The following is a 19552-nucleotide window of genomic DNA, read 5'->3' as shown; positions in this document are numbered from 1 at the left end:
GGCAGCTATTTTTTCAATGCTTAAACAGAAGGCAGCCAATCACAGGTATGATGTTGATAGCACCCAACACCTTACCAGTGAGAGGCCGCCCCATGGAAGTATGTCAGCTACGGACTGAAGCCGCCACCATTTCTTGTGATGCGATTCAACGGTTAGGCGACCAATTGCAGGCTCTGCGAGAGTCTGGCAATCCTATCAGGCACTTTGAAGGGTTTGAGCAGACCGTTAATGCTCTCTTTAATCAAGCTCAGCAAGATTTTTTAGCAGAGGCGCTGGCTGAGCTTGATATTGATACTCCAGCTATTGAGGTCAGCGGGATCACTTATAAGCAGGTGTTGCGCAGTTATAAAACCTACCAGACAGCGGTTGGTTCAGTCCGGGTTATGCGAACACTTTATCGTAACGGCAAAGAGCCGTGTATCGTACCCATGGAGTTGAAAGCCGGGATCGTGGAAGGCTTCTGGACGCCTCGGGCTGCAAAGCAAGCTGCCTGGGTTGTTGCTCAAATGTCTCCCGGTGAAGCAAAAAGCCTCCTTGATCTCATGGGAGGTATGTCTCCCTCAGAAAGCAGTCTTGCTCGTTTCCCCAGGCAATTTAATACTCAGTGGGAACAGCACCGTGAGCCTTTTGAAGAGATGCTTATTGAGAAACTTAACGTGCCCACCAATGCGGTCACAGTAGCCGCCTCCCTGGATGGCGTTATGCTGCCCATGAAAGATGGCAAACGAGTAGAAAAGCGAGCCAGGAGCGCTTCTGAAGGCAAACGGACTCAAGGGCCAACAGGTTGCAAGGAGGCCAGTTGCGGAACTTTGTCGTTTTACGATCAACAGGGGGAGCGTTTATCAACAGTCCGCATAGGACGAATGCCAGAAACTAAAAAACTCACACTCAAGCAGTCTTTGTCAGCACTATTGCAAGAAGCGTTGCGACAAAAGCCACAGCTGTCACTGGTCAAAGTCGCTGATGGCGCCAAGGACAACTGGTCATACCTTTCCCAGGAACTACCAGCGGGTGTTGAGGTTATTGATTACTACCACGCAGCAGATCACCTGAAGAAAGCATTTGACCAGGCTTATGGAGAAAACAGCATCAAGTCCAAAGAAAAGTTTGTCACTTACCGACACGTCCTCAAAGAGGAACTCGATGGGGTTGAGCGCATTATTAAGTAAGCGATTAATTAACCCCACCTTGATTTAAGAAGAGTTTTGATTCCATGGCAGCAGTTGCTCAATATCCGCCAGTGTTTTTGCTGCGGGTAGCTGGGTAAACACCTCCTTTAAATAGGCATATGACTCCAAGCCACAGGCTTTCGCTGTCTCTACCAGACTGTACAGATTAGCGCTGGCATTAGCGCCTGCCTGACTGGTGCTAAACAGCCATGCTTTACGCCCGATGACAAAGGGGCGAATGGCGTTTTCTGCCAGATTATTGTCCATGCGTAGATAACCCTCATCGCAGTAGCGAATCAGTTTATCCCACTGGTTATTGAGGTAATTAAGCGCCTTACCCAACAGTGTTTTAGGGGGCGTTTGTGGTAGCGATTTATCTAACCATTGTCGTAGCTGACTGAGAATGTCCCGGCTTTTCTGTTGCCGGATCATTTTCTTTTCTTCACAGGAACAGTCTTTTATTTCCCGTTCAATACGGTAAAGCTTCTGGATATAGGCCATTCCCATATAAGCCTTTCCAGTTTTTACCCCTTTTTTCAGGCCTTTTACCGCTTCATTGAATTTTCTCCGGGCATGGGCCCAGCAGCCCTGGCTGATAATGCCTTCCTGTCGGCCTATGGCAGCATAGCCCTCATAGCCATCCGTTTGCAGATACCCCTTAAAGCCTTCCAGCAACCTGACAGGAACGGACCCACTCCGACTGGGATCATAATCAAATAGAATGACTCTGTGATCTGGAACAGGCTCTGCCACCTGTACCCACATGTACGACAGGCTCTGTGCTTTCTTCCCTGACTCCCTCAGCACCTTGACATGGGTTTCGTCACAATGGATCAGCGGAGATTCAAGTAAATGATCTCGCATCAGGTTGACCAGGGGCTGTACCAGTTCACCGCAACGCACCATCCACTGGGCTGTGGTTGCCCTGGCCACTTCAACCCCGAGCCGGTTCAGCACAAACTGTTCTTGGCGGTACAGGGGCAAGCCGTCCACATATTTTCCGGTGGCAATGTAGGCCAGCAAGCCCGGTGTAGCGATACTACCCGGTATGGGCTGGGGAGGCATGGGTGCGGTCTGGATGGAGCCTTCACAATGGCGACAGGCATACTTTGGGCGCACGTTCTGAATAACCTGAACCTTGGCGGGAATGATATCCAGTTGCTCGCTGACTTCCTCGCCGATCCTGTGCAGGTCATGGCTACCGCAACAGGAGCAGACCTTTTCCTGTTCAGGGAGGTCATGTTCCCGACGAACCCTGGGCAGTAAGAGCTTAAAGGACATCCATAAATTTGACTGATCTACCAGATAAGCTACCTTTCTTTTGTCACTAAAATTTAACCCTGTGGACAAAAGTGCTTATGACTCGCGCCCGTAACAGTCTGATTGACCCTGAAAGCACACCTTACTACCACTGTATGGCTCGGTGTGTGCGCCGTGCCTATCTTTGTGGGAAGGATCATTTTTCAGGTAAGGATTATGAGCACCGTCGGCAGTGGGTAGTGGATAGGCTGACAGAACTGGCTGCTATTTTTGCCATTGAAGTCTGTGCCTATGCCGTGATGTCTAATCATTACCATGTGGTTTTGCATATTAATGCGCAGGAAGCTAATGACTGGAACAGGGATTCCGTTCTGAAACGCTGGACTCAATTATTTGCCGGGCCTGTAATAGTCCAACGGTATCTGGGAAGAGCCAAGCTGAGTGAAGCAGAAATGCGTCGTGTTGACGAGTTTGCGGAAGAATATCGGCTTAGGCTTCAGGATATTAGCTGGTTTATGCGCTGTCTTAATGAATACCTGGCCAGAGAAGCGAATAAAGAAGATAAGTGTCGTGGGCGATTTTGGGAAGGACGATTTAAACGAGCTTAAAGGACATCCATAAATTTGACTGATCTACCAGATAAGCTACCTTTCTTTTGTCACTAAAATTTAACCCTGTGGACAAAAGTGCTTATGACTCGCGCCCGTAACAGTCTGATTGACCCTGAAAGCACACCTTACTACCACTGTATGGCTCGGTGTGTGCGCCGTGCCTATCTTTGTGGGAAGGATCATTTTTCAGGTAAGGATTATGAGCACCGTCGGCAGTGGGTAGTGGATAGGCTGACAGAACTGGCTGCTATTTTTGCCATTGAAGTCTGTGCCTATGCCGTGATGTCTAATCATTACCATGTGGTTTTGCATATTAATGCGCAGGAAGCTAATGACTGGAACAGGGATTCCGTTCTGAAACGCTGGACTCAATTATTTGCCGGGCCTGTAATAGTCCAACGGTATTTGGGAAGAGCCAAGCTGAGTAAAGCAGAAATGCGTCGTGTTGACGAGTTTGCGGAAGAATATCGGCTTAGGCTTCAGGATATTAGCTGGTTTATGCGCTGTCTTAATGAATATCTGGCCAGAGAAGCGAATAAAGAAGATAAGTGTCGTGGGCGATTTTGGGAAGGACGATTTAAAAGCCAGGCGCTACTGGATGAAGCCGCACTGTTGACCTGTATGGCCTATGTGGATTTAAACCCCGTCAGGGCAAAACTGGCGGATACACCGGAGACATCAGATTTCACCTCTGTCAAAGAGAGAATTGAGAAAGCTGCGGATAACACTACCAGCAAACAACCTGCCAGCCTGAAACCATTTCGATGTCAGGGACAAAGCCCGGAGGTAGCGTTACCATTCATTCTTCAGCATTATCTGGAACTGGTTGATTGGAGTGGCCGGGTAGTCAGGGCTGACAAACGAGGGGCTATTGCTGATGATATCCCGCCTATTCTCTCCAGGCTTGGTATTGATTCGAACGAGTGGATTAATACTATGCGATGGAATAACCGCTTTTATCAGGCGGTAGGCCGGTTACAGGCAATGAAAGCCCATGCGTTAAAAACAGGTCGGAACTGGCTGCGGGGGTTGACTGCCTGTAGCCGGTTATACATGATGCACTAATGTTAAATACCTTGTTTTTTTCGCTTTATGCAAACCTGCAAGTAATTCTCTATAAACACCACTTACTTATTTAGACCGTGATTAGGATTGGATGCATGACTTCAAACTAATCACAGCTAATTCCTACCTCTTGTTGCCATAGTTTATTTAGCCAAAGCTTCTCTAATCCTGAAAGTACAGAGTATTTATCAAAGTCTATTGGTTTTTAGTGTGAAATTTATGGGTGTCCTAATTGTTCGCTACTTGCTCCCGATCGATGGAACTGGGCTATTTTACTCCTGCAATAATAAAAAACCTTGTCAGGAGTGCTGTACTAAAAATAAGGGAAAGGCCAACGAAGCTCACTACCACCAGTTAATGGCAGCATGCATTGCTCACCCGGATCAAAAAACAGTCTTGCCATTGGCACCGGAAGCCATAGTTTGCCAGGACGGTTCGACCAAAAATGACTGTGAAAAAAATGCCATTAAACGGTTGTTTGCCACCATACGAGAGCATCACCCACGTCTAAAGTTCGTTATTCTTCTGGACAGTCTTTATGCTGACAACCCCACTGTCCAACTGATTAAGAGTTATGGCTGGCATTACATCATTGTCGCGAAAGATGGCAACCATGCCTCGCTGGTTGAAGCGATGGATGAGCTGGATAAAGAAGGAAAAGTTCACCGTGCTGAAAAAGTTAATGAAGAGACTGGAATTAAGTGGTGGTTTCGCTATGCCAATGACGTCAGGCTGAACAAGGCAAAATATGCAGAACAGGTTAATGTGCTTGATTTTGTCGAAACCGATAAAAAAGGTAAACAGCATATCTGGTGCTGGGTGACTGATATTCCGCTTAACGAAGAAACCATAGAACCCGTCATGAAAGGAGGGCGCTGCCGATGGCATATTGAGAACCAGACGTTTAACACCCTGAAAAATCAAGGCTACGATCTCGAACATAACTACGGTCACGGTGAGAAGCACTTAGCCACAAATCTGGCCTATCTGACGATGCTTGCTTTTCTCGTAGATCAAATACAGGAACTGTGCTGTCCCCAGTTTCAGGAAGCTTTAAGAACCCGCTCAAAAGGAGTCCGTATAGCATTATGGAAATGGATACAGGGCTATTTTTTGCATTGGCTGATAAAAACGTGGGAGGGGCTTTTTTACACAGTAACTCATGGTATTGAAGAGAAAAGGGTGATTCCATTCGATACATCATAACCGGCCATATCGTAGCTACGTTCAGGGGTGACATTTTTTCTTTAAAGCTCCGCTTTGTTAATTGGCGGCTCAGTTTTGATCGGCTTCATTATTTTTGCTGCCTTATTGTCAATACCAACGATCATCGACGTTCATCATGCGGGAATAGCTGCATCAGATTTCACCTCTGTCAAAGAGAGAATTGAGAAAGCTGCGGATAACACTACCAGCAAACAACCTGCCAGCCTGAAACCATTTCGATGTCAGGGACAAAGCCCGGAGGTAGCGTTACCATTCATTCTTCAGCATTATCTGGAACTGGTTGATTGGAGTGGCCGGGTAGTCAGGGCTGACAAACGAGGGGCTATTGCTGATGATATCCCGCCTATTCTCTCCAGGCTTGGTATTGATTCGAACGAGTGGATTAATACTATGCGATGGAATAACCGCTTTTATCAGGCGGTAGGCCGGTTACAGGCAATGAAAGCCCATGCGTTAAAAACAGGTCGGAACTGGCTGCGGGGGTTGACTGCCTGTAGCCGGTTATACATGATGCACTAATGTTAAATACCTTGTTTTTTTCGCTTTATGCAAACCTGCAAGTAATTCTCTATAAACACCACTTACTTATTTAGACCGTGATTAGGATTGGATGCATGACTTCAAACTAATCACAGCTAATTCCTACCTCTTGTTGCCATAGTTTATTTAGCCAAAGCTTCTCTAATCCTGAAAGTACAGAGTATTTATCAAAGTCTATTGGTTTTTAGTGTGAAATTTATGGGTGTCCTAATTGTTGACTATCCTGAAAGTACAGAGTATTTATCAAAGTCTATTGGTTTTTAGTGTGAAATTTATGGGTGTCCTAATTGTTTTGTGTTGCGTCCTAACTCCCGTGACAGCGAACTCTGTGAACGCCCGAGTTTTTCTGCAATTTTATTTTGAGAAGTCCCATTTTTCAGTTCGATTTCGATATAATGTCTCTCTTCAGAGCAGCTATTCCCGTGACATCAATTAAATCACTGCAACAGCAAGGCTTACAGTAAATTCCAAATGGAGTGATTTCGCACAAAATAACGTCTACTTTTGATAGGGATACTTTATCAATGGCTGTCTCTCATGGCTTATCCATTCCAAAAAAGTCGTAAGCATCTTTGTGCAAACAGTTTAATTACTACGATTTCTGAAAGTTATGAGCAAATTCCAGATGTCCGACCAAACAAGGATTCCAGAAAAATAACAATACATGATGCCTCCATGTCCGCTTTTGCCATGATGCATCTCAAGTACCCATCGCTCCTCTCGTTTGAGCGTGATAAAACAGAGCAAGAAGTAAGGCATAACCTTGAGCACCTGTATCAGATAAAAAAACGTGCTCCCTGTGATACCAGTATGCGGGAAATCCTGGATCCAATAGATCCCGTAGAGTTCAAAAAGCCTTTTAAGACATTGCTGTCTAACGTCCAAAGGGGCGGATTACTGAAGGCATTCGAATTTCACTGCGGGAACTTGAAAAATCACTACTTGCTCCCGATCGATGGAACTGGGCTATTTTACTCCTGCAATAATAAAAAACCTTGTCAGGAGTGCTGTACTAAAAATAAGGGAAAGGCCAACGAAGCTCACTACCACCAGTTAATGGCAGCATGCATTGCTCACCCGGATCAAAAAACAGTCTTGCCATTGGCACCGGAAGCCATAGTTTGCCAGGACGGTTCGACCAAAAATGACTGTGAAAAAAATGCCATTAAACGGTTGTTTGCCACCATACGAGAGCATCACCCACGTCTAAAGTTCGTTATTCTTCTGGACAGTCTTTATGCTGACAACCCCACTGTCCAACTGATTAAGAGTTATGGCTGGCATTACATCATTGTCGCGAAAGATGGCAACCATGCCTCGCTGGTTGAAGCGATGGATGAGCTGGATAAAGAAGGAAAAGTTCACCGTGCTGAAAAAGTTAATGAAGAGACTGGAATTAAGTGGTGGTTTCGCTATGCCAATGACGTCAGGCTGAACAAGGCAAAATATGCAGAACAGGTTAATGTGCTTGATTTTGTCGAAACCGATAAAAAAGGTAAACAGCATATCTGGTGCTGGGTGACTGATATTCCGCTTAACGAAGAAACCATAGAACCCGTCATGAAAGGAGGGCGCTGCCGATGGCATATTGAGAACCAGACGTTTAACACCCTGAAAAATCAAGGCTACGATCTCGAACATAACTACGGTCACGGTGAGAAGCACTTAGCCACAAATCTGGCCTATCTGACGATGCTTGCTTTTCTCGTAGATCAAATACAGGAACTGTGCTGTCCCCAGTTTCAGGAAGCTTTAAGAACCCGCTCAAAAGGAGTCCGTATAGCATTATGGAAATGGATACAGGGCTATTTTTTGCATTGGCTGATAAAAACGTGGGAGGGGCTTTTTTACACAGTAACTCATGGTATTGAAGAGAAAAGGGTGATTCCATTCGATACATCATAACCGGCCATATCGTAGCTACGTTCAGGGGTGACATTTTTTCTTTAAAGCTCCGCTTTGTTAATTGGCGGCTCAGTTTTGATCGGCTTCATTATTTTTGCTGCCTTATTGTCAATACCAACGATCATCGACGTTCATCATGCGGGAATAGCTGTCTTCAGAGCTAAGGTGCTTAAAGGCCATCCTTGGCGTCCTCTGTTTGGTTTGGTTGCTTAACAGAGTACCCCTGAGTTCTGATTCACTTCAAAGGCTCTGTAACAACCCTCTGGTTACAGAGGTTATGCATTTATGATACAAATTCAGGTTATTGTATTTCATGTTAATTTTATTTTATCAAAACATAAGAAAAATTAGAATAAATACAAGGGTTGCATAGACGTAACCAGTAAATGCTTTTTAATCAATATTTGGCCAGTTTAGTATATTCTTTTGCCATTTGTATGGTCATATCCAATATTGTGATTTGAATTGTTTAAATTATGTTCTTCAAAAATAGATGATCAATATATAAGGGTGTAGTTGGCTATGTCTAGTTAATTAGGTGTCTTAACGAAAAATTCCAGCATGTAAGTTAATGTAAGGGGTTGTCGGCTTTTTATTCAAAGAAAAATATTCCTTACTTACAAAATCAGAGTAGTAGTTTAAATAATGTTCAATCATAGATTCCGTCCTTCTCTTCTTGTTCTGGCCATTGTGGCAGCGCAAAATGTTTATTCTGCCGGTCACGTAGAACCATATAAACCAATTATTCCATCACTCCAGAGTGCAACGCTTTCGGAACAGGTTTCGGAACAATTTTCTGAGCGGCAAGTCTTTAAAGATGGTACGACAGTTACTGTTGATAGTAATAAGCTATCCAAGCAGCTTGAAGATGCAAACTGGCAGCATAAGACATCAAAGGTTGGAACTGGTGTTAATGAGGCGATCAGAAAATATGGTAGCGGCATTAAAGGGAATCAGGTTGTAGTTGCAGTAATTGATTCAGGGGTCGATATTAGTCATCCAGATTTAAAGGGTAAGATCTGGGTTAATAAGTATGAAATACCTGATGATGGCATTGATAATGATGGTAATGGCTATATAGATGATGTGCATGGCTGGAGCTTTCTTGGGAAGAATCAGGCCTACGCAAATGTTGAAGCAACCAGGATGTACAGAGATAAAACACTGGCCTTCAGAAATGACATGAGCAAGCTCCTTAAGTCTGATGCTTTAGTGAAGACAAGCTTTGAAGAAGGTGCCCAAACAGCAACCAGCCCTGATAAAATTAACTATCATTACAACCTTGATTTTAACCCTCTGGAAACATATGACCCTGATGACGCCTCTAAGGCGATTCGGGATTACCCATCTGTAAAACAACCCTTCTATGGCAATAATGAAGTCCAGGGGCCTGATGCATCCCATGGAACCCATGTGGCAGGTATTATTGCAGCAAGGCGTGGTAATGGGCGCAAAGATGAATCCGGTGCATTAATCGCCGATGGCATAGCACCGCAGGCCAGAATCATGTCTGTTCGTGTTGTACCGGATGGTGATGAACGTGATGAAGATATAGCCAATGCCGTTCGCTACGCAGTAGATAATGGTGCCCGAATCATTAACATGAGTTTCGGGAAAGATTTCAGCCCTGAGAAAAAGCAGGTTGCCAAGGCCTTTGACTATGCTGCCAGTAAGGGAGTATTAATGGTGCATGCGGCAGGTAACTCAAGTTACGACGTTGGTGATAATCCCAATTTCCCCACTCGCTTTAAAATGAGTGATAACGTCAAAAGACACTGGATAGAAGTAGGCTCTTCAACAAAGAGCTTTAAGCGTGACGATTATGTTTCATCATTTTCAAACTTCGGTAACCAGGAAGGGAAGGCAAAAGTAGACCTCTTTGCACCAGGATCTGCAATTGTATCAACGATTCCTGATAGCGGTGTGGCCTCATTCAATGGTACCAGTATGGCTACCCCTCATGTTGCCGGCATAGCAGCTCTGGTTCTGTCTCACGCACCAGAGATGAATGGAGCAGAAGTTAAAAAGCTATTACTTGATACTGTGCAGGATGATAGCGATAAGACAGTGCTGAGTCCTGATGGACACTACGTTGACTTTGGTTCACTGAGTATTACTGGTGGTAAGGTCAGTGCTATTAATGCCTTGGATGCTCTTTATAACTAGTTGTTGAGAAGCAAGTTCCGAAAATAAAGGCAGGGTGCGGTTTTATGGCTGTGCCCTTGCTTATTCCTCCTATTAAAGCTTAACGATTGTCATTACGGACAACTGCCCACTATTCCTTTCCGATTTATCTTGGTGAACTGGGTGTTCTTTTTATTTTCCTCCTTTGTAAAAAGTCTGGATAAAGAAATAAGAGTCTTGCTCATCTTCTGAAAATATTTATTATTAGGGAATAAATAATGAGCGTAAGTTCTCAATAACTGCTGGTTAACCCACACGAAAAGTCGCTGGATGCTTGTTCTATCAGGTCGGGCAACCAGGGAAAACTGCCACTGCCCATGATTCGATCTTTCAGATAATGCCAAAACGATAAACCGTACAACCGGCAAGTTTTTTTCAGGCTGGCAAACGTATCCCGGCACTTTCTTCCCGCTTTGCTTTTTGTGCCGCCGCTGATTTTTCGTCGTTTCACGTATTCCCGTATTTGGCTTTCGCTCAGGTTGTTATGGAGCGGAAGGCTTGGAGCATCGAGTACCTGTAGCAATTCCTTCTCTATAACGACCAGCCCTGACAGTGCGTCCTGTAAATCAGGAAAGTCTACCTGGGTATTAGTCAGGGCCTTGAAATCGCGACGTATGTTTTGAGCTTTACTTTTATCGGGGCTGGCCTTGAAGACTTTTAAATCGTTGTAGATAGCCCAGAACCATGTACGACACCAGTACTGTGCACTGGCTTGCTGCTCATTGACCGGGTGGACTTTAGCCAATCCCCGCTCCGCATGAACCCAGCATTGAGCATGGTTGAATACGTTGAACTGCTGAGCACCATCACTGAATGTGGTCAGGTGTCCCATACCATGAGCCATTAAGCTGCTGTAAATAAGCGCTTCTGCTGCTTGCTTGCGCCGGGTCTTTCCCGTTAGCCCATGGTCGTTAAGGGCTGCTTCCCAGGCTTCCCGGTTTAAAAACGTAACGCCCATGTATTGCCTGATGATGCTTAGCCACTTCTCCGGGTAATCAAATTTTTCCAGATAGTCCAAGGCGTCCTGCGTGACGGAATAAGTCTTCCAGGGGCGATGCAAGAGGCTCAGGAAGTTTTCCCTACTCTTACTGCCTGTGCTCTCAAACCAGGCAAATAGCTCATTGTTGATAATGGTACAGTAGCCATTTTGTCCTTTATGCCTAGCTCCGGTGTCATCGGTCTGGATGTAGCGGGAGCATTTGAACCCTGTTGCCAGCAAAGCGTCTTTTTCTTCATGAAAGTCAGTATGACCTTCAGTGAGTAGCCGATGAAGTTCTCCCGCGGACATTGAGATTCCTATATCCCACAACCAGTCCAACAGCTGCGGCTGAGTCACCGAGCAACCGTGATGCTGGTACAACAAATAGGACTGGAGTTGTGGTCCATAGTGATGTCCATGCAGGCTTTCGGGAGGTTTTGCTGTGATGGTTTGTCCGTCGGGCGTCTGCCATTGCTCCAAATGATACTCGACCGTGAACGCCTGAATAGTCAGCTCTTGTACAGAAAAAGAGCTAAATCCGTTTGGTGTCGAACCAGACGGGACATCAGATACTTCTACGGTGATGATTTTTTCTGTTGCTGGCTTATCAGGCTGTTGGCGATTTTTTCGTGTTCGTTCGCCAGGCTTCTCAACCTTACGTTTCCCTGAATTATCAGGCGGTTCGTTGTCATCACCGGGACCATTATCACCCTTTTTACCATCATCTTTTGGTTTTGTATTGGGTCTGATATCAGGCTTTGGCGGCAGTTTTTTAAGACGACGAATCTGCGCTTGCAGTGCCTCAACAAGCGCTTGAAGCTTCGCTATCTGCTCTTGCTGCTGAGTAATCTGCCCTTGCTGCTGAGCAACAAGATTCAGTAATCTCGCAGGTGAGTACACTTGCTCTTGATTGATTGGGGGTTGCATGAGGGAAGGATAGATGTATATCAGAATTTTGCAGCTATCCAGCAGTTATTGAGAACTTACTAATGAGCTGGTTAAATATCCAGTTACTTTCACAAAAATATTCGAATAAAACTTAAACAATGAATAAGATTAATCATACCCTTTACTCACTCCTTAGCATTATTAGCTTTTTTGTATTGAGCTCTTTTTTCCATTTTTTGTTTCCTGATATTGCAGTGAATATACTGAGCGACACTGTGAACATACAGGTGATTGGGGTTTTGCTTGCGGTGCTTGGTTTATGGGCAATAATAGGAAAACCTGAATTTGTATCATAAATGCATAACCTCTGTAACCAGAGGGTTGTTACAGAGCCTTTGAAGTGAATCAGAACTCAGGGGTACTCTGTTAAGCAACCAAACCAAACAGAGGACGCCAAGGATGGCCTTTAAGCACCTTAGCTCTGAAGAGAGACATTATATCGAAATCGAACTGAAAAATGGGACTTCTCAAAATAAAATTGCAGAAAAACTCGGGCGTTCACAGAGTTCGCTGTCACGGGAGTTAGGACGCAACACAGGGCAGCGTGGTTACAGGCACCAGCAGGCTCATCGTAAGGCTCAACAGCGTCATAAGGAAAAACCCAAGGCGGTGAAGTTGACGGAAGATATTAAGCGACGGATTGCTCAAGATATCCGGGCTGACTGGAGTCCTGAGCAAGTGGCTGGAAGGCTTGAAAAAGAAGGGATAATCAAGTTGCATCATGAGACGATTTACCAGTTCATAGAGGATGATAAGCGCACTGACGGTACCCTGTATAAACACTTGCGCCATCAGAAAAAAACGTACCGAAAGCGATATGGTTCAGCTCATAACCGAACAGGCATACCTAACCGGGTAGGTATTGAAGAGCGCCCGGAGATCGTCAACAACAGGGGGCGTGTTGGTGACTGGGAGGCGGATACCGTAATCGGCAAAAACCATAAGGGTGCCATTGCCACACTGGATGAGCGAAAGACTAAACTGCGCCTTGCTGTTCCGCTGCCAGGAAAGAAAGCAAAAGCGGTTAAACAGGCAGTGATTGATACACTCAAGCCCCTGAAAAGGTTTGTTAAAACGATCACTTACGACAACGGTAAGGAATTTGCTCAGCATGAAGCAATCAACAAAGCCTTGAGCTGCGACAGCTACTTTGCTGTGCCCTACCACTCTTGGGAGAGAGGCCAGAATGAGAATGCCAATGGGCTGCTCAGGCAGTACTTTCCCAAATCAATGGAGCTTCATAACGTCAAAGAAAGAGACGTTATCATTGCGGTAGACAAGCTGAACAGCAGGCCCAGGAAATGCCTCGGTTACAAAACACCATATGAGGCATTCAAAGAGTTAACTGGAGTGAATGCAAGAAAAGTCATGGGTTATGCATTTATGACTTGAATTCAGGAAATCCTACTGGGGGAAGTTTGTAGGTTTGCTGTTTTTGCTTTCGGGGCTGGGCAGAGTCTTCGCTCCTGAAACCATGATTGCCCTGAATGAATTGAATAATCGGTATACCCATGCCGTACTGCTTGGTATCGGAGCATTGCTGGTAGCAGTGGTTCTATTTTTTGATCAGTGGAAAAATAAAAGCAAGAACTGTTCGGCATAAATTGCTGATCTATGCTTTTCAGGACGTTAACGCACAATAGCCTGACTTTGACACAGCTATTCCCGTGACATCAATTAAATCACTGCAACAGCAAGGCTTACAGTAAATTCCAAATGGAGTGATTTCGCACAAAATAACGTCTACTTTTGATAGGGATACTTTATCAATGGCTGTCTCTCATGGCTTATCCATTCCAAAAAAGTCGTAAGCATCTTTGTGCAAACAGTTTAATTACTACGATTTCTGAAAGTTATGAGCAAATTCCAGATGTCCGACCAAACAAGGATTCCAGAAAAATAACAATACATGATGCCTCCATGTCCGCTTTTGCCATGATGCATCTCAAGTACCCATCGCTCCTCTCGTTTGAGCGTGATAAAACAGAGCAAGAAGTAAGGCATAACCTTGAGCACCTGTATCAGATAAAAAAACGTGCTCCCTGTGATACCAGTATGCGGGAAATCCTGGATCCAATAGATCCCGTAGAGTTCAAAAAGCCTTTTAAGACATTGCTGTCTAACGTCCAAAGGGGCGGATTACTGAAGGCATTCGAATTTCACTGCGGGAACTTGAAAAATCACTACTTGCTCCCGATCGATGGAACTGGGCTATTTTACTCCTGCAATAATAAAAAACCTTGTCAGGAGTGCTGTACTAAAAATAAGGGAAAGGCCAACGAAGCTCACTACCACCAGTTAATGGCAGCATGCATTGCTCACCCGGATCAAAAAACAGTCTTGCCATTGGCACCGGAAGCCATAGTTTGCCAGGACGGTTCGACCAAAAATGACTGTGAAAAAAATGCCATTAAACGGTTGTTTGCCACCATACGAGAGCATCACCCACGTCTAAAGTTCGTTATTCTTCTGGACAGTCTTTATGCTGACAACCCCACTGTCCAACTGATTAAGAGTTATGGCTGGCATTACATCATTGTCGCGAAAGATGGCAACCATGCCTCGCTGGTTGAAGCGATGGATGAGCTGGATAAAGAAGGAAAAGTTCACCGTGCTGAAAAAGTTAATGAAGAGACTGGAATTAAGTGGTGGTTTCGCTATGCCAATGACGTCAGGCTGAACAAGGCAAAATATGCAGAACAGGTTAATGTGCTTGATTTTGTCGAAACCGATAAAAAAGGTAAACAGCATATCTGGTGCTGGGTGACTGATATTCCGCTTAACGAAGAAACCATAGAACCCGTCATGAAAGGAGGGCGCTGCCGATGGCATATTGAGAACCAGACGTTTAACACCCTGAAAAATCAAGGCTACGATCTCGAACATAACTACGGTCACGGTGAGAAGCACTTAGCCACAAATCTGGCCTATCTGACGATGCTTGCTTTTCTCGTAGATCAAATACAGGAACTGTGCTGTCCCCAGTTTCAGGAAGCTTTAAGAACCCGCTCAAAAGGAGTCCGTATAGCATTATGGAAATGGATACAGGGCTATTTTTTGCATTGGCTGATAAAAACGTGGGAGGGGCTTTTTTACACAGTAACTCATGGTATTGAAGAGAAAAGGGTGATTCCATTCGATACATCATAACCGGCCATATCGTAGCTACGTTCAGGGGTGACATTTTTTCTTTAAAGCTCCGCTTTGTTAATTGGCGGCTCAGTTTTGATCGGCTTCATTATTTTTGCTGCCTTATTGTCAATACCAACGATCATCGACGTTCATCATGCGGGAATAGCTGACTTTGACATGACTGTGAGCTTCAGCCCTCAACCACATCCATGTGGCTGTACACAAGATTGAGAACAGTTTATGAAAGAGTTGGGCTAGAATTTATACCCAATCCCCAGCATATAAACCAGTGGGTCGATGGATACATTATCAGCCTCGATTTTGCTGCCATCGTTTTTGCCGGTAAAGGTGGCCTCGGTTTTAATATCGATATACCAGATGGCGGCATTCACCATGATGTTATCTGTGATTTCGTAATCGAGACCTGCCTGAGCAGCTACTCCCCATGAATTTTTAAGCTCGAGATCAAACTCTTGGCCTAGGGTGGTGGTCAAGCTGTCATCTGCCTCCTCACTAAAAAAGTTGGTGTAGTTTAGCCCTACACCCACATAAGGCTGAAATTTGGAGTCATTATCCAAGGGGAAATACTGGACAGAGAGAGTGGGGGGAAGGTGTTTTGTTGTGCCGAGCTCACTAATACCAAGAGAGTCAAGGGTTCCTCCCTTGCCCTTTATTGTATGTTTAAAAGGCGTGGCAGCCAGTAACTCTATGCCAATGTTGTCCGTTAGCATATAGGTTCCCGTGAGGCCTAACTGCGTATTACTGTTTATAGAGTCAACTTTAGCCCCCAGCGAGGAAGAATCTTTTGTGATGGTACTGCTACTGACGTTGCTTGGCGCAACATGGGCTGCGCCTGCGCGAAGAATGATATCACCGGCTTGATGGGCATGAGTCATTGAAGAAAATGCAGCAATTGTTGAAATAAATGCAGCAAGTGGGAGTTTTTTCACAGGAAGAGTCCTTATTGTTTGTTTTGGGTTAGTATGATTTTTTTAAGGTAATTTTTTATTTGCCTGTATCTAAAACCTGCTTTTTGTCGTTTTTTGGTGGTTTATAATTCTTTTGATTATTTTAATTTATGATGAATAACATAAATTTTTCCTTGATGACCTTAATCAGGATATAAATAAAATAATCATCCTCTGATTTTACTTAGCCTGTTCTGATTTGTCTAGTTATTGTCAGAAAATCATGATGCTGTTCTAATTAGTTTAATCAGCTGTCAAAATAGCCTGGAATGACTGATCAGTTTTTTCAGGGAAGGGATTAATACGCATCGGAGCGGGCTTATGGGTCGAGAAATAATCAATAATCTGATCACTTCCGGCAAGCAGGGTAAGCCCTGGTTCCATCGGTATGTGGTTTTATCCGGGCAACTGATTGCCGGGTTGTTTTTGTATAACCAAATGAAAAAAGAGGAGCTTGATTTTGATGTGCCAAAGAGTGTTGATGAAATAAACGCTTTCTTTCAAGGCATCTCCGCCCATTGTGGCCAGTCATATGCTCCTGCCTTTGCTTTGGACGCAGCGGAACTTAAGGTCATTCCTGAAGATGAGCTGGCTAGACTGGTTACCACATTGGTCACAGCCCATCAGCAGCAACTATTAAACTATCAGGATCTGCCCCAGGTCTTTATGGATCTTCTGGTTGGGACTAAATATCACCCGGTCAGTGTTCCTGATGACCTGATTGAATTAATGATTGGGTTGGCTGGCTCTAAGAGGGAGGATAGTGTTTATTGTCCTTTTAATAGTTCATTTTCCCTGGCGCTGGCTGCCGCCGAAAAAAGCCCCAGCATTTATATTGAGTTGGAATTGGTCTCAATTTTACCCATTATCTGTAATATTCTGAGAAGTGGTGCTTTAAAAACCGTGCAGGGAAATCCCATAACAAATCCTTCATGGACGGAACCCGGACATTTGAAGTCTTTTAATGTGGGTCTGGCTTTCCCGCCACTGGATGCCCGTTATCAAAAAGACGAGTTGAATGATCTGTACGGCCGCTTTTCAGTAGCCAGCCATTATGGTGATTTACTGCACATCAATCACATCATTGCCCAGTGTCAAAAAGCGGTTATTGCTATACCGCAGTCATTTTTGCAACGAACAACAGGGAATGAACGGTTAGGTAAAAAAAGTCTGTTGGAAAAAAAATGTATTAAGGCGGTTATTGCGTTGCCAGCGTTGTTTAGCCAGTCTTCTATTCCACCAATGGCTTTGCTGGTTATTGATAAAAGCAGAGAATACGGCAGTATTAACTTTATTGATGGCACCAATGAGTATTTTATTAAACGCCAGCTGGGAAGAAACTCACAGAGGGGTAAGGCCTTTCAGCTAAGAAATATTGAGACACTCATTGAACAGGCCGGTGAGGCACAAAGCATTAAATTTGCCCGTCAGATACCCTGTTCGGATATAGAGGCGAATCAATATAATTTGCAGGTATCCCGTTATGTCCTGTCCAATCAACAGGTGAAATTACAGCGAGTTATTGATGATACGCCTTCAATGCCATTGTCTGATATTGCCCATTTAACCCGGGCCCAGGCTCTCAAGTCAATTACGCCAGAAGGCCAGCAAGGTGTGTTGTTGCTGGAAGCGATGCCTGTGGATTTCAATGAAGCGGGGGAGGTGGAAAGTCCGGGAAAAATGATAACGGTGAACAGAGGGTGTGAAAGAGCGAGACAACAACGTTTAAAGCCAGGAGATATTCTTCTGGTAGTGAAGGGACAGGTGGGAAAAGTCGGGCTGGTCTCGTCAATCTGTGGCAGTAACTGGGTTGCCAGTCAGGCTTTTATTATTATTCGCCTGAAAGACGGAGGGCCGGTGAAGGACCCTGTTGTCCTGTTTCGTTATTTATGCTCGCCGGTAGGCCAGGCGTTGCTTGATCGAATAGAGTGCACGGGAAAGGTACCCTTGTTACAAACCACGGATATTCAGCGTTTACCGGTTCCGGTGATGACGGAAGAGCAGCAACGGCAGGTTCAAAGAACCCATCAGGATATTAAAAAAGCTTACGCAGAGATTCGTTTTTTGAGGGATAAGGCCAAGGGGATTAACTCGGAAGTCTGGTCTCTTTAGTTATTTCTATTATTGTTAGTCAGAATGCTGCTGAGATATTGGCCTGCTGAGTTGTATTGTCCCACCAGTGTTTCCATGGCGAGGAATTGTTGTTCCCAGTAATAACGCTGGTTTGCAATCCTGATATCCAGATCCGCCTTATCGTCTTCCAGGTCGCGGATTCTGGTTTCAAGGGAGGACATTCGGGTTTTGATGACGCCTGTGGAGGAATCATAAGTATCAAGGATACCGGCCATTGTTCCGGCCATGGCGTTACTGCCGGTAAAAAATGTCGATAGATTGTCGTAATTATCGGTAATGGTGGTGTTCAGGGTGGCTGAGTCAATGGACAAGGTTCCGTCGGTTTCACTGGTAGTGATGCCGAAGTCAGATAGTATGCTGATATTTCCCGCTGAATAGGTACTGCCTATGGCATTTCGGAGCTGGCTTTGTATGGATCGAACCGTGGCATCACCGATCAGGGCTCCCGGGTCTACCCCTTCCTGATAAAGAGTGAGGGCATTGATATCGCTGATCAGTGAATTATAGGCAGAGACAAAGCTTTCGATTTTGGTTTTGGTGGCATTGATATCTTCTGCGATGGTAATGGTCTGGAAGTTGGCATTCACCGATTGCAGATTGATTGTCACCCCTTCTATCAGGTCTTCAATACTGTTATCTGAATGAGTGATGGTTAGCTGGCCAGCCCCTTCACCCACCACCACTGTGGCATCCTGTGCAGCGTTCAGCTCAACGGTGCCAGTCCCGATATCACTGTCTCCGCCTCCCAGGGTAAGTCCAGCGGTATCCAGGGTAATGGTATTGGCTAAACCGGTTTTTTCACTGGTTAATAGCAGGCGGGTATTGCCGCCGTCGTTTAAGAGGGTTGCATTGATGCCGGGATTATCGGAAGCGGCATTAATGGCATCCCGAATGCCGGAAAGCGTATTATTATTGCTGTCCAGGGCAAGGGTCATGCTATCGCTGCCAAGGTCGAGTACCAGATTTCCTGTACCGAATGTGTCGGTATCAGAAAAAGCGGCCGTAGCAATGGAATGGTTACTGGCCAGCTGATCCACCCGTATTCTATAGCTGCCAAAAGCGGCGCTGCTGGTGGCGGTAGCCGTAAAAACACTGCTATCGGTAACACTGGTCTTTCGAGTGTCAAAGGTGTCGCTTTGGTTGAGGTTATCCACAGCCGTGGAAAACCCATTGATGGCGCCCTGAAGCTGTCCCAATGCTGAAAGTTCGACGGTATAGTCCTGTTCCGCACGCTGGAGCCTGTTTTCTACCGGTGCCCGTTCTGCTGCAACAATGGCATCCACCAAGGCATTGACATCAAGACCGCTATTGACACCACTTATTGAAAACATAATCCTCTCCAGAAAATAAATGCTTTATAGAATTCATTTATCGGCTGGTAAAGGAAAAAAGGAGGAGCAGAGCTCCACCTTTTTTCCTTTAAATGGCTTC

General features: G+C 45.0%; 15 protein-coding genes. 11 read left to right on the top strand and 4 right to left on the bottom strand.

The genetic code is table 11. The features are described 5' to 3' along the window. Positions 1–47: 47 nt before the first annotated feature. Positions 48–1169, top strand: coding sequence for a hypothetical protein (locus MJ595_RS02100; RefSeq protein WP_263080870.1), 1122 nt, complete (start codon positions 48–50; stop codon positions 1167–1169). 24 nt (positions 1170–1193) lie between these two features. Here the strand turns inward: MJ595_RS02100 and MJ595_RS02095 are convergent, their stop codons facing one another. Next, positions 1194–2450: an IS66 family transposase gene (locus tag MJ595_RS02095; RefSeq protein WP_263080869.1), complete on the bottom strand. Its 1257-nt coding sequence runs from the start codon at positions 2448–2450 to the stop codon at positions 1194–1196. A gap of 77 nt (positions 2451–2527) precedes the next feature. Between MJ595_RS02095 and MJ595_RS02090 the strand changes: the two genes are divergently transcribed. The 6 genes from MJ595_RS02090 (at position 2528) to MJ595_RS02065 (ending at position 9943) form a co-directional block, all read left to right on the top strand. Then, positions 2528–3037, top strand: coding sequence for a transposase (locus MJ595_RS02090; RefSeq protein WP_263080868.1), 510 nt, complete (start codon positions 2528–2530; stop codon positions 3035–3037). A gap of 84 nt (positions 3038–3121) precedes the next feature. Next, entirely contained in the window at positions 3122–4105 is a 984-nt protein-coding gene (locus MJ595_RS02085) for a transposase (protein WP_263080867.1), read from the top strand. A gap of 219 nt (positions 4106–4324) precedes the next feature. Then, complete coding sequence (locus MJ595_RS02080) at positions 4325–5311, top strand: transposase (protein ID WP_263080866.1); 987 nt, start codon at positions 4325–4327, stop codon at positions 5309–5311. A 75-nt stretch (positions 5312–5386) separates the two neighbouring features. Further along, positions 5387–5851, top strand: a complete 465-nt coding sequence (locus tag MJ595_RS02075; RefSeq protein ID WP_263080865.1) for a hypothetical protein — start codon at positions 5387–5389, stop codon at positions 5849–5851. Between the two features lie 558 nt (positions 5852–6409). Further along, on the top strand, positions 6410–7777 hold the full coding sequence (locus MJ595_RS02070) for a transposase (protein WP_263078002.1): 1368 nt from the start codon (positions 6410–6412) through the stop codon (positions 7775–7777). A 645-nt stretch (positions 7778–8422) separates the two neighbouring features. Beyond that, on the top strand, positions 8423–9943 hold the full coding sequence (locus MJ595_RS02065) for a S8 family serine peptidase (RefSeq protein ID WP_263080864.1): 1521 nt from the start codon (positions 8423–8425) through the stop codon (positions 9941–9943). A gap of 250 nt (positions 9944–10193) precedes the next feature. Here MJ595_RS02065 and MJ595_RS02060 read toward each other — a convergent pair whose 3' ends face one another. Beyond that, the gene (locus MJ595_RS02060; protein ID WP_263078486.1) at positions 10194–11867 is read right to left on the bottom strand and encodes a transposase; all 1674 of its coding nucleotides are present in this window, start codon (positions 11865–11867) and stop codon (positions 10194–10196) included. Between the two features lie 420 nt (positions 11868–12287). Here MJ595_RS02060 and MJ595_RS02055 point away from each other — a divergent pair, with 420 nt between their 5' ends. From MJ595_RS02055 to MJ595_RS02045, 3 genes are all read left to right on the top strand, one after another. Further along, positions 12288–13280 carry an IS30 family transposase gene (locus tag MJ595_RS02055; protein ID WP_263078067.1) on the top strand — a complete coding sequence of 331 codons (993 nt, stop codon included), beginning with the start codon at positions 12288–12290 and terminating at the stop codon, positions 13278–13280. A gap of 34 nt (positions 13281–13314) precedes the next feature. After that, the gene (locus MJ595_RS02050) at positions 13315–13491 is read left to right on the top strand and encodes a hypothetical protein (protein WP_263080863.1); all 177 of its coding nucleotides are present in this window, start codon (positions 13315–13317) and stop codon (positions 13489–13491) included. Positions 13492–13670: 179 nt separating this feature from the next. Continuing rightward, positions 13671–15038, top strand: a complete 1368-nt coding sequence (locus tag MJ595_RS02045) for a transposase (protein ID WP_263078002.1) — start codon at positions 13671–13673, stop codon at positions 15036–15038. 236 nt (positions 15039–15274) lie between these two features. On the opposite strand, the gene MJ595_RS02040 is transcribed toward MJ595_RS02045, so the two are convergent. Next, on the bottom strand, positions 15275–15970 hold the full coding sequence (locus tag MJ595_RS02040) for an outer membrane beta-barrel protein (RefSeq protein WP_263080861.1): 696 nt from the start codon (positions 15968–15970) through the stop codon (positions 15275–15277). A gap of 339 nt (positions 15971–16309) precedes the next feature. On the opposite strand from MJ595_RS02040, the gene MJ595_RS02035 reads away from it, so the two are divergent. Continuing rightward, complete coding sequence (locus tag MJ595_RS02035) at positions 16310–18100, top strand: N-6 DNA methylase (RefSeq protein WP_263080860.1); 1791 nt, start codon at positions 16310–16312, stop codon at positions 18098–18100. On the opposite strand, the gene fliD is transcribed toward MJ595_RS02035, so the two are convergent. After that, a complete protein-coding gene (gene fliD, locus MJ595_RS02030; protein WP_263080859.1) occupies positions 18097–19452 on the bottom strand; it encodes a flagellar filament capping protein FliD in 1356 nt (451 codons plus the stop codon). The genes MJ595_RS02035 and fliD overlap by 4 nt on opposite strands. Between the last annotated feature and the right edge of the window lie 100 nt (positions 19453–19552).

This window comes from Endozoicomonas sp. Mp262 (assembly GCF_025643335.1).
GTDB lineage: Bacteria > Pseudomonadota > Gammaproteobacteria > Pseudomonadales > Endozoicomonadaceae > Endonucleibacter.
Note: the sequence above shows the minus strand (reverse complement) of the source record. Positions and strands in the feature narration are given on the sequence as shown.

Coding starts and splice junctions, on each gene's coding strand:
- MJ595_RS02060 (WP_263078486.1), bottom strand. CDS start 11,867: ATGCAACCCCCAATCAATCAAGAGCAAGTGTACTCACCTGCGAGATTA.
- MJ595_RS02055 (WP_263078067.1), top strand. CDS start 12,288: ATGGCCTTTAAGCACCTTAGCTCTGAAGAGAGACATTATATCGAAATC.
- MJ595_RS02045 (WP_263078002.1), top strand. CDS start 13,671: ATGGCTTATCCATTCCAAAAAAGTCGTAAGCATCTTTGTGCAAACAGT.
- MJ595_RS02095 (WP_263080869.1), bottom strand. CDS start 2,450: ATGTCCTTTAAGCTCTTACTGCCCAGGGTTCGTCGGGAACATGACCTC.
- fliD (WP_263080859.1), bottom strand. CDS start 19,452: ATGTTTTCAATAAGTGGTGTCAATAGCGGTCTTGATGTCAATGCCTTG.
- MJ595_RS02100 (WP_263080870.1), top strand. CDS start 48: ATGATGTTGATAGCACCCAACACCTTACCAGTGAGAGGCCGCCCCATG.
- MJ595_RS02085 (WP_263080867.1), top strand. CDS start 3,122: ATGACTCGCGCCCGTAACAGTCTGATTGACCCTGAAAGCACACCTTAC.
- MJ595_RS02035 (WP_263080860.1), top strand. CDS start 16,310: ATGGGTCGAGAAATAATCAATAATCTGATCACTTCCGGCAAGCAGGGT.
- MJ595_RS02090 (WP_263080868.1), top strand. CDS start 2,528: ATGACTCGCGCCCGTAACAGTCTGATTGACCCTGAAAGCACACCTTAC.
- MJ595_RS02080 (WP_263080866.1), top strand. CDS start 4,325: ATGGGTGTCCTAATTGTTCGCTACTTGCTCCCGATCGATGGAACTGGG.
- MJ595_RS02065 (WP_263080864.1), top strand. CDS start 8,423: ATGTTCAATCATAGATTCCGTCCTTCTCTTCTTGTTCTGGCCATTGTG.
- MJ595_RS02070 (WP_263078002.1), top strand. CDS start 6,410: ATGGCTTATCCATTCCAAAAAAGTCGTAAGCATCTTTGTGCAAACAGT.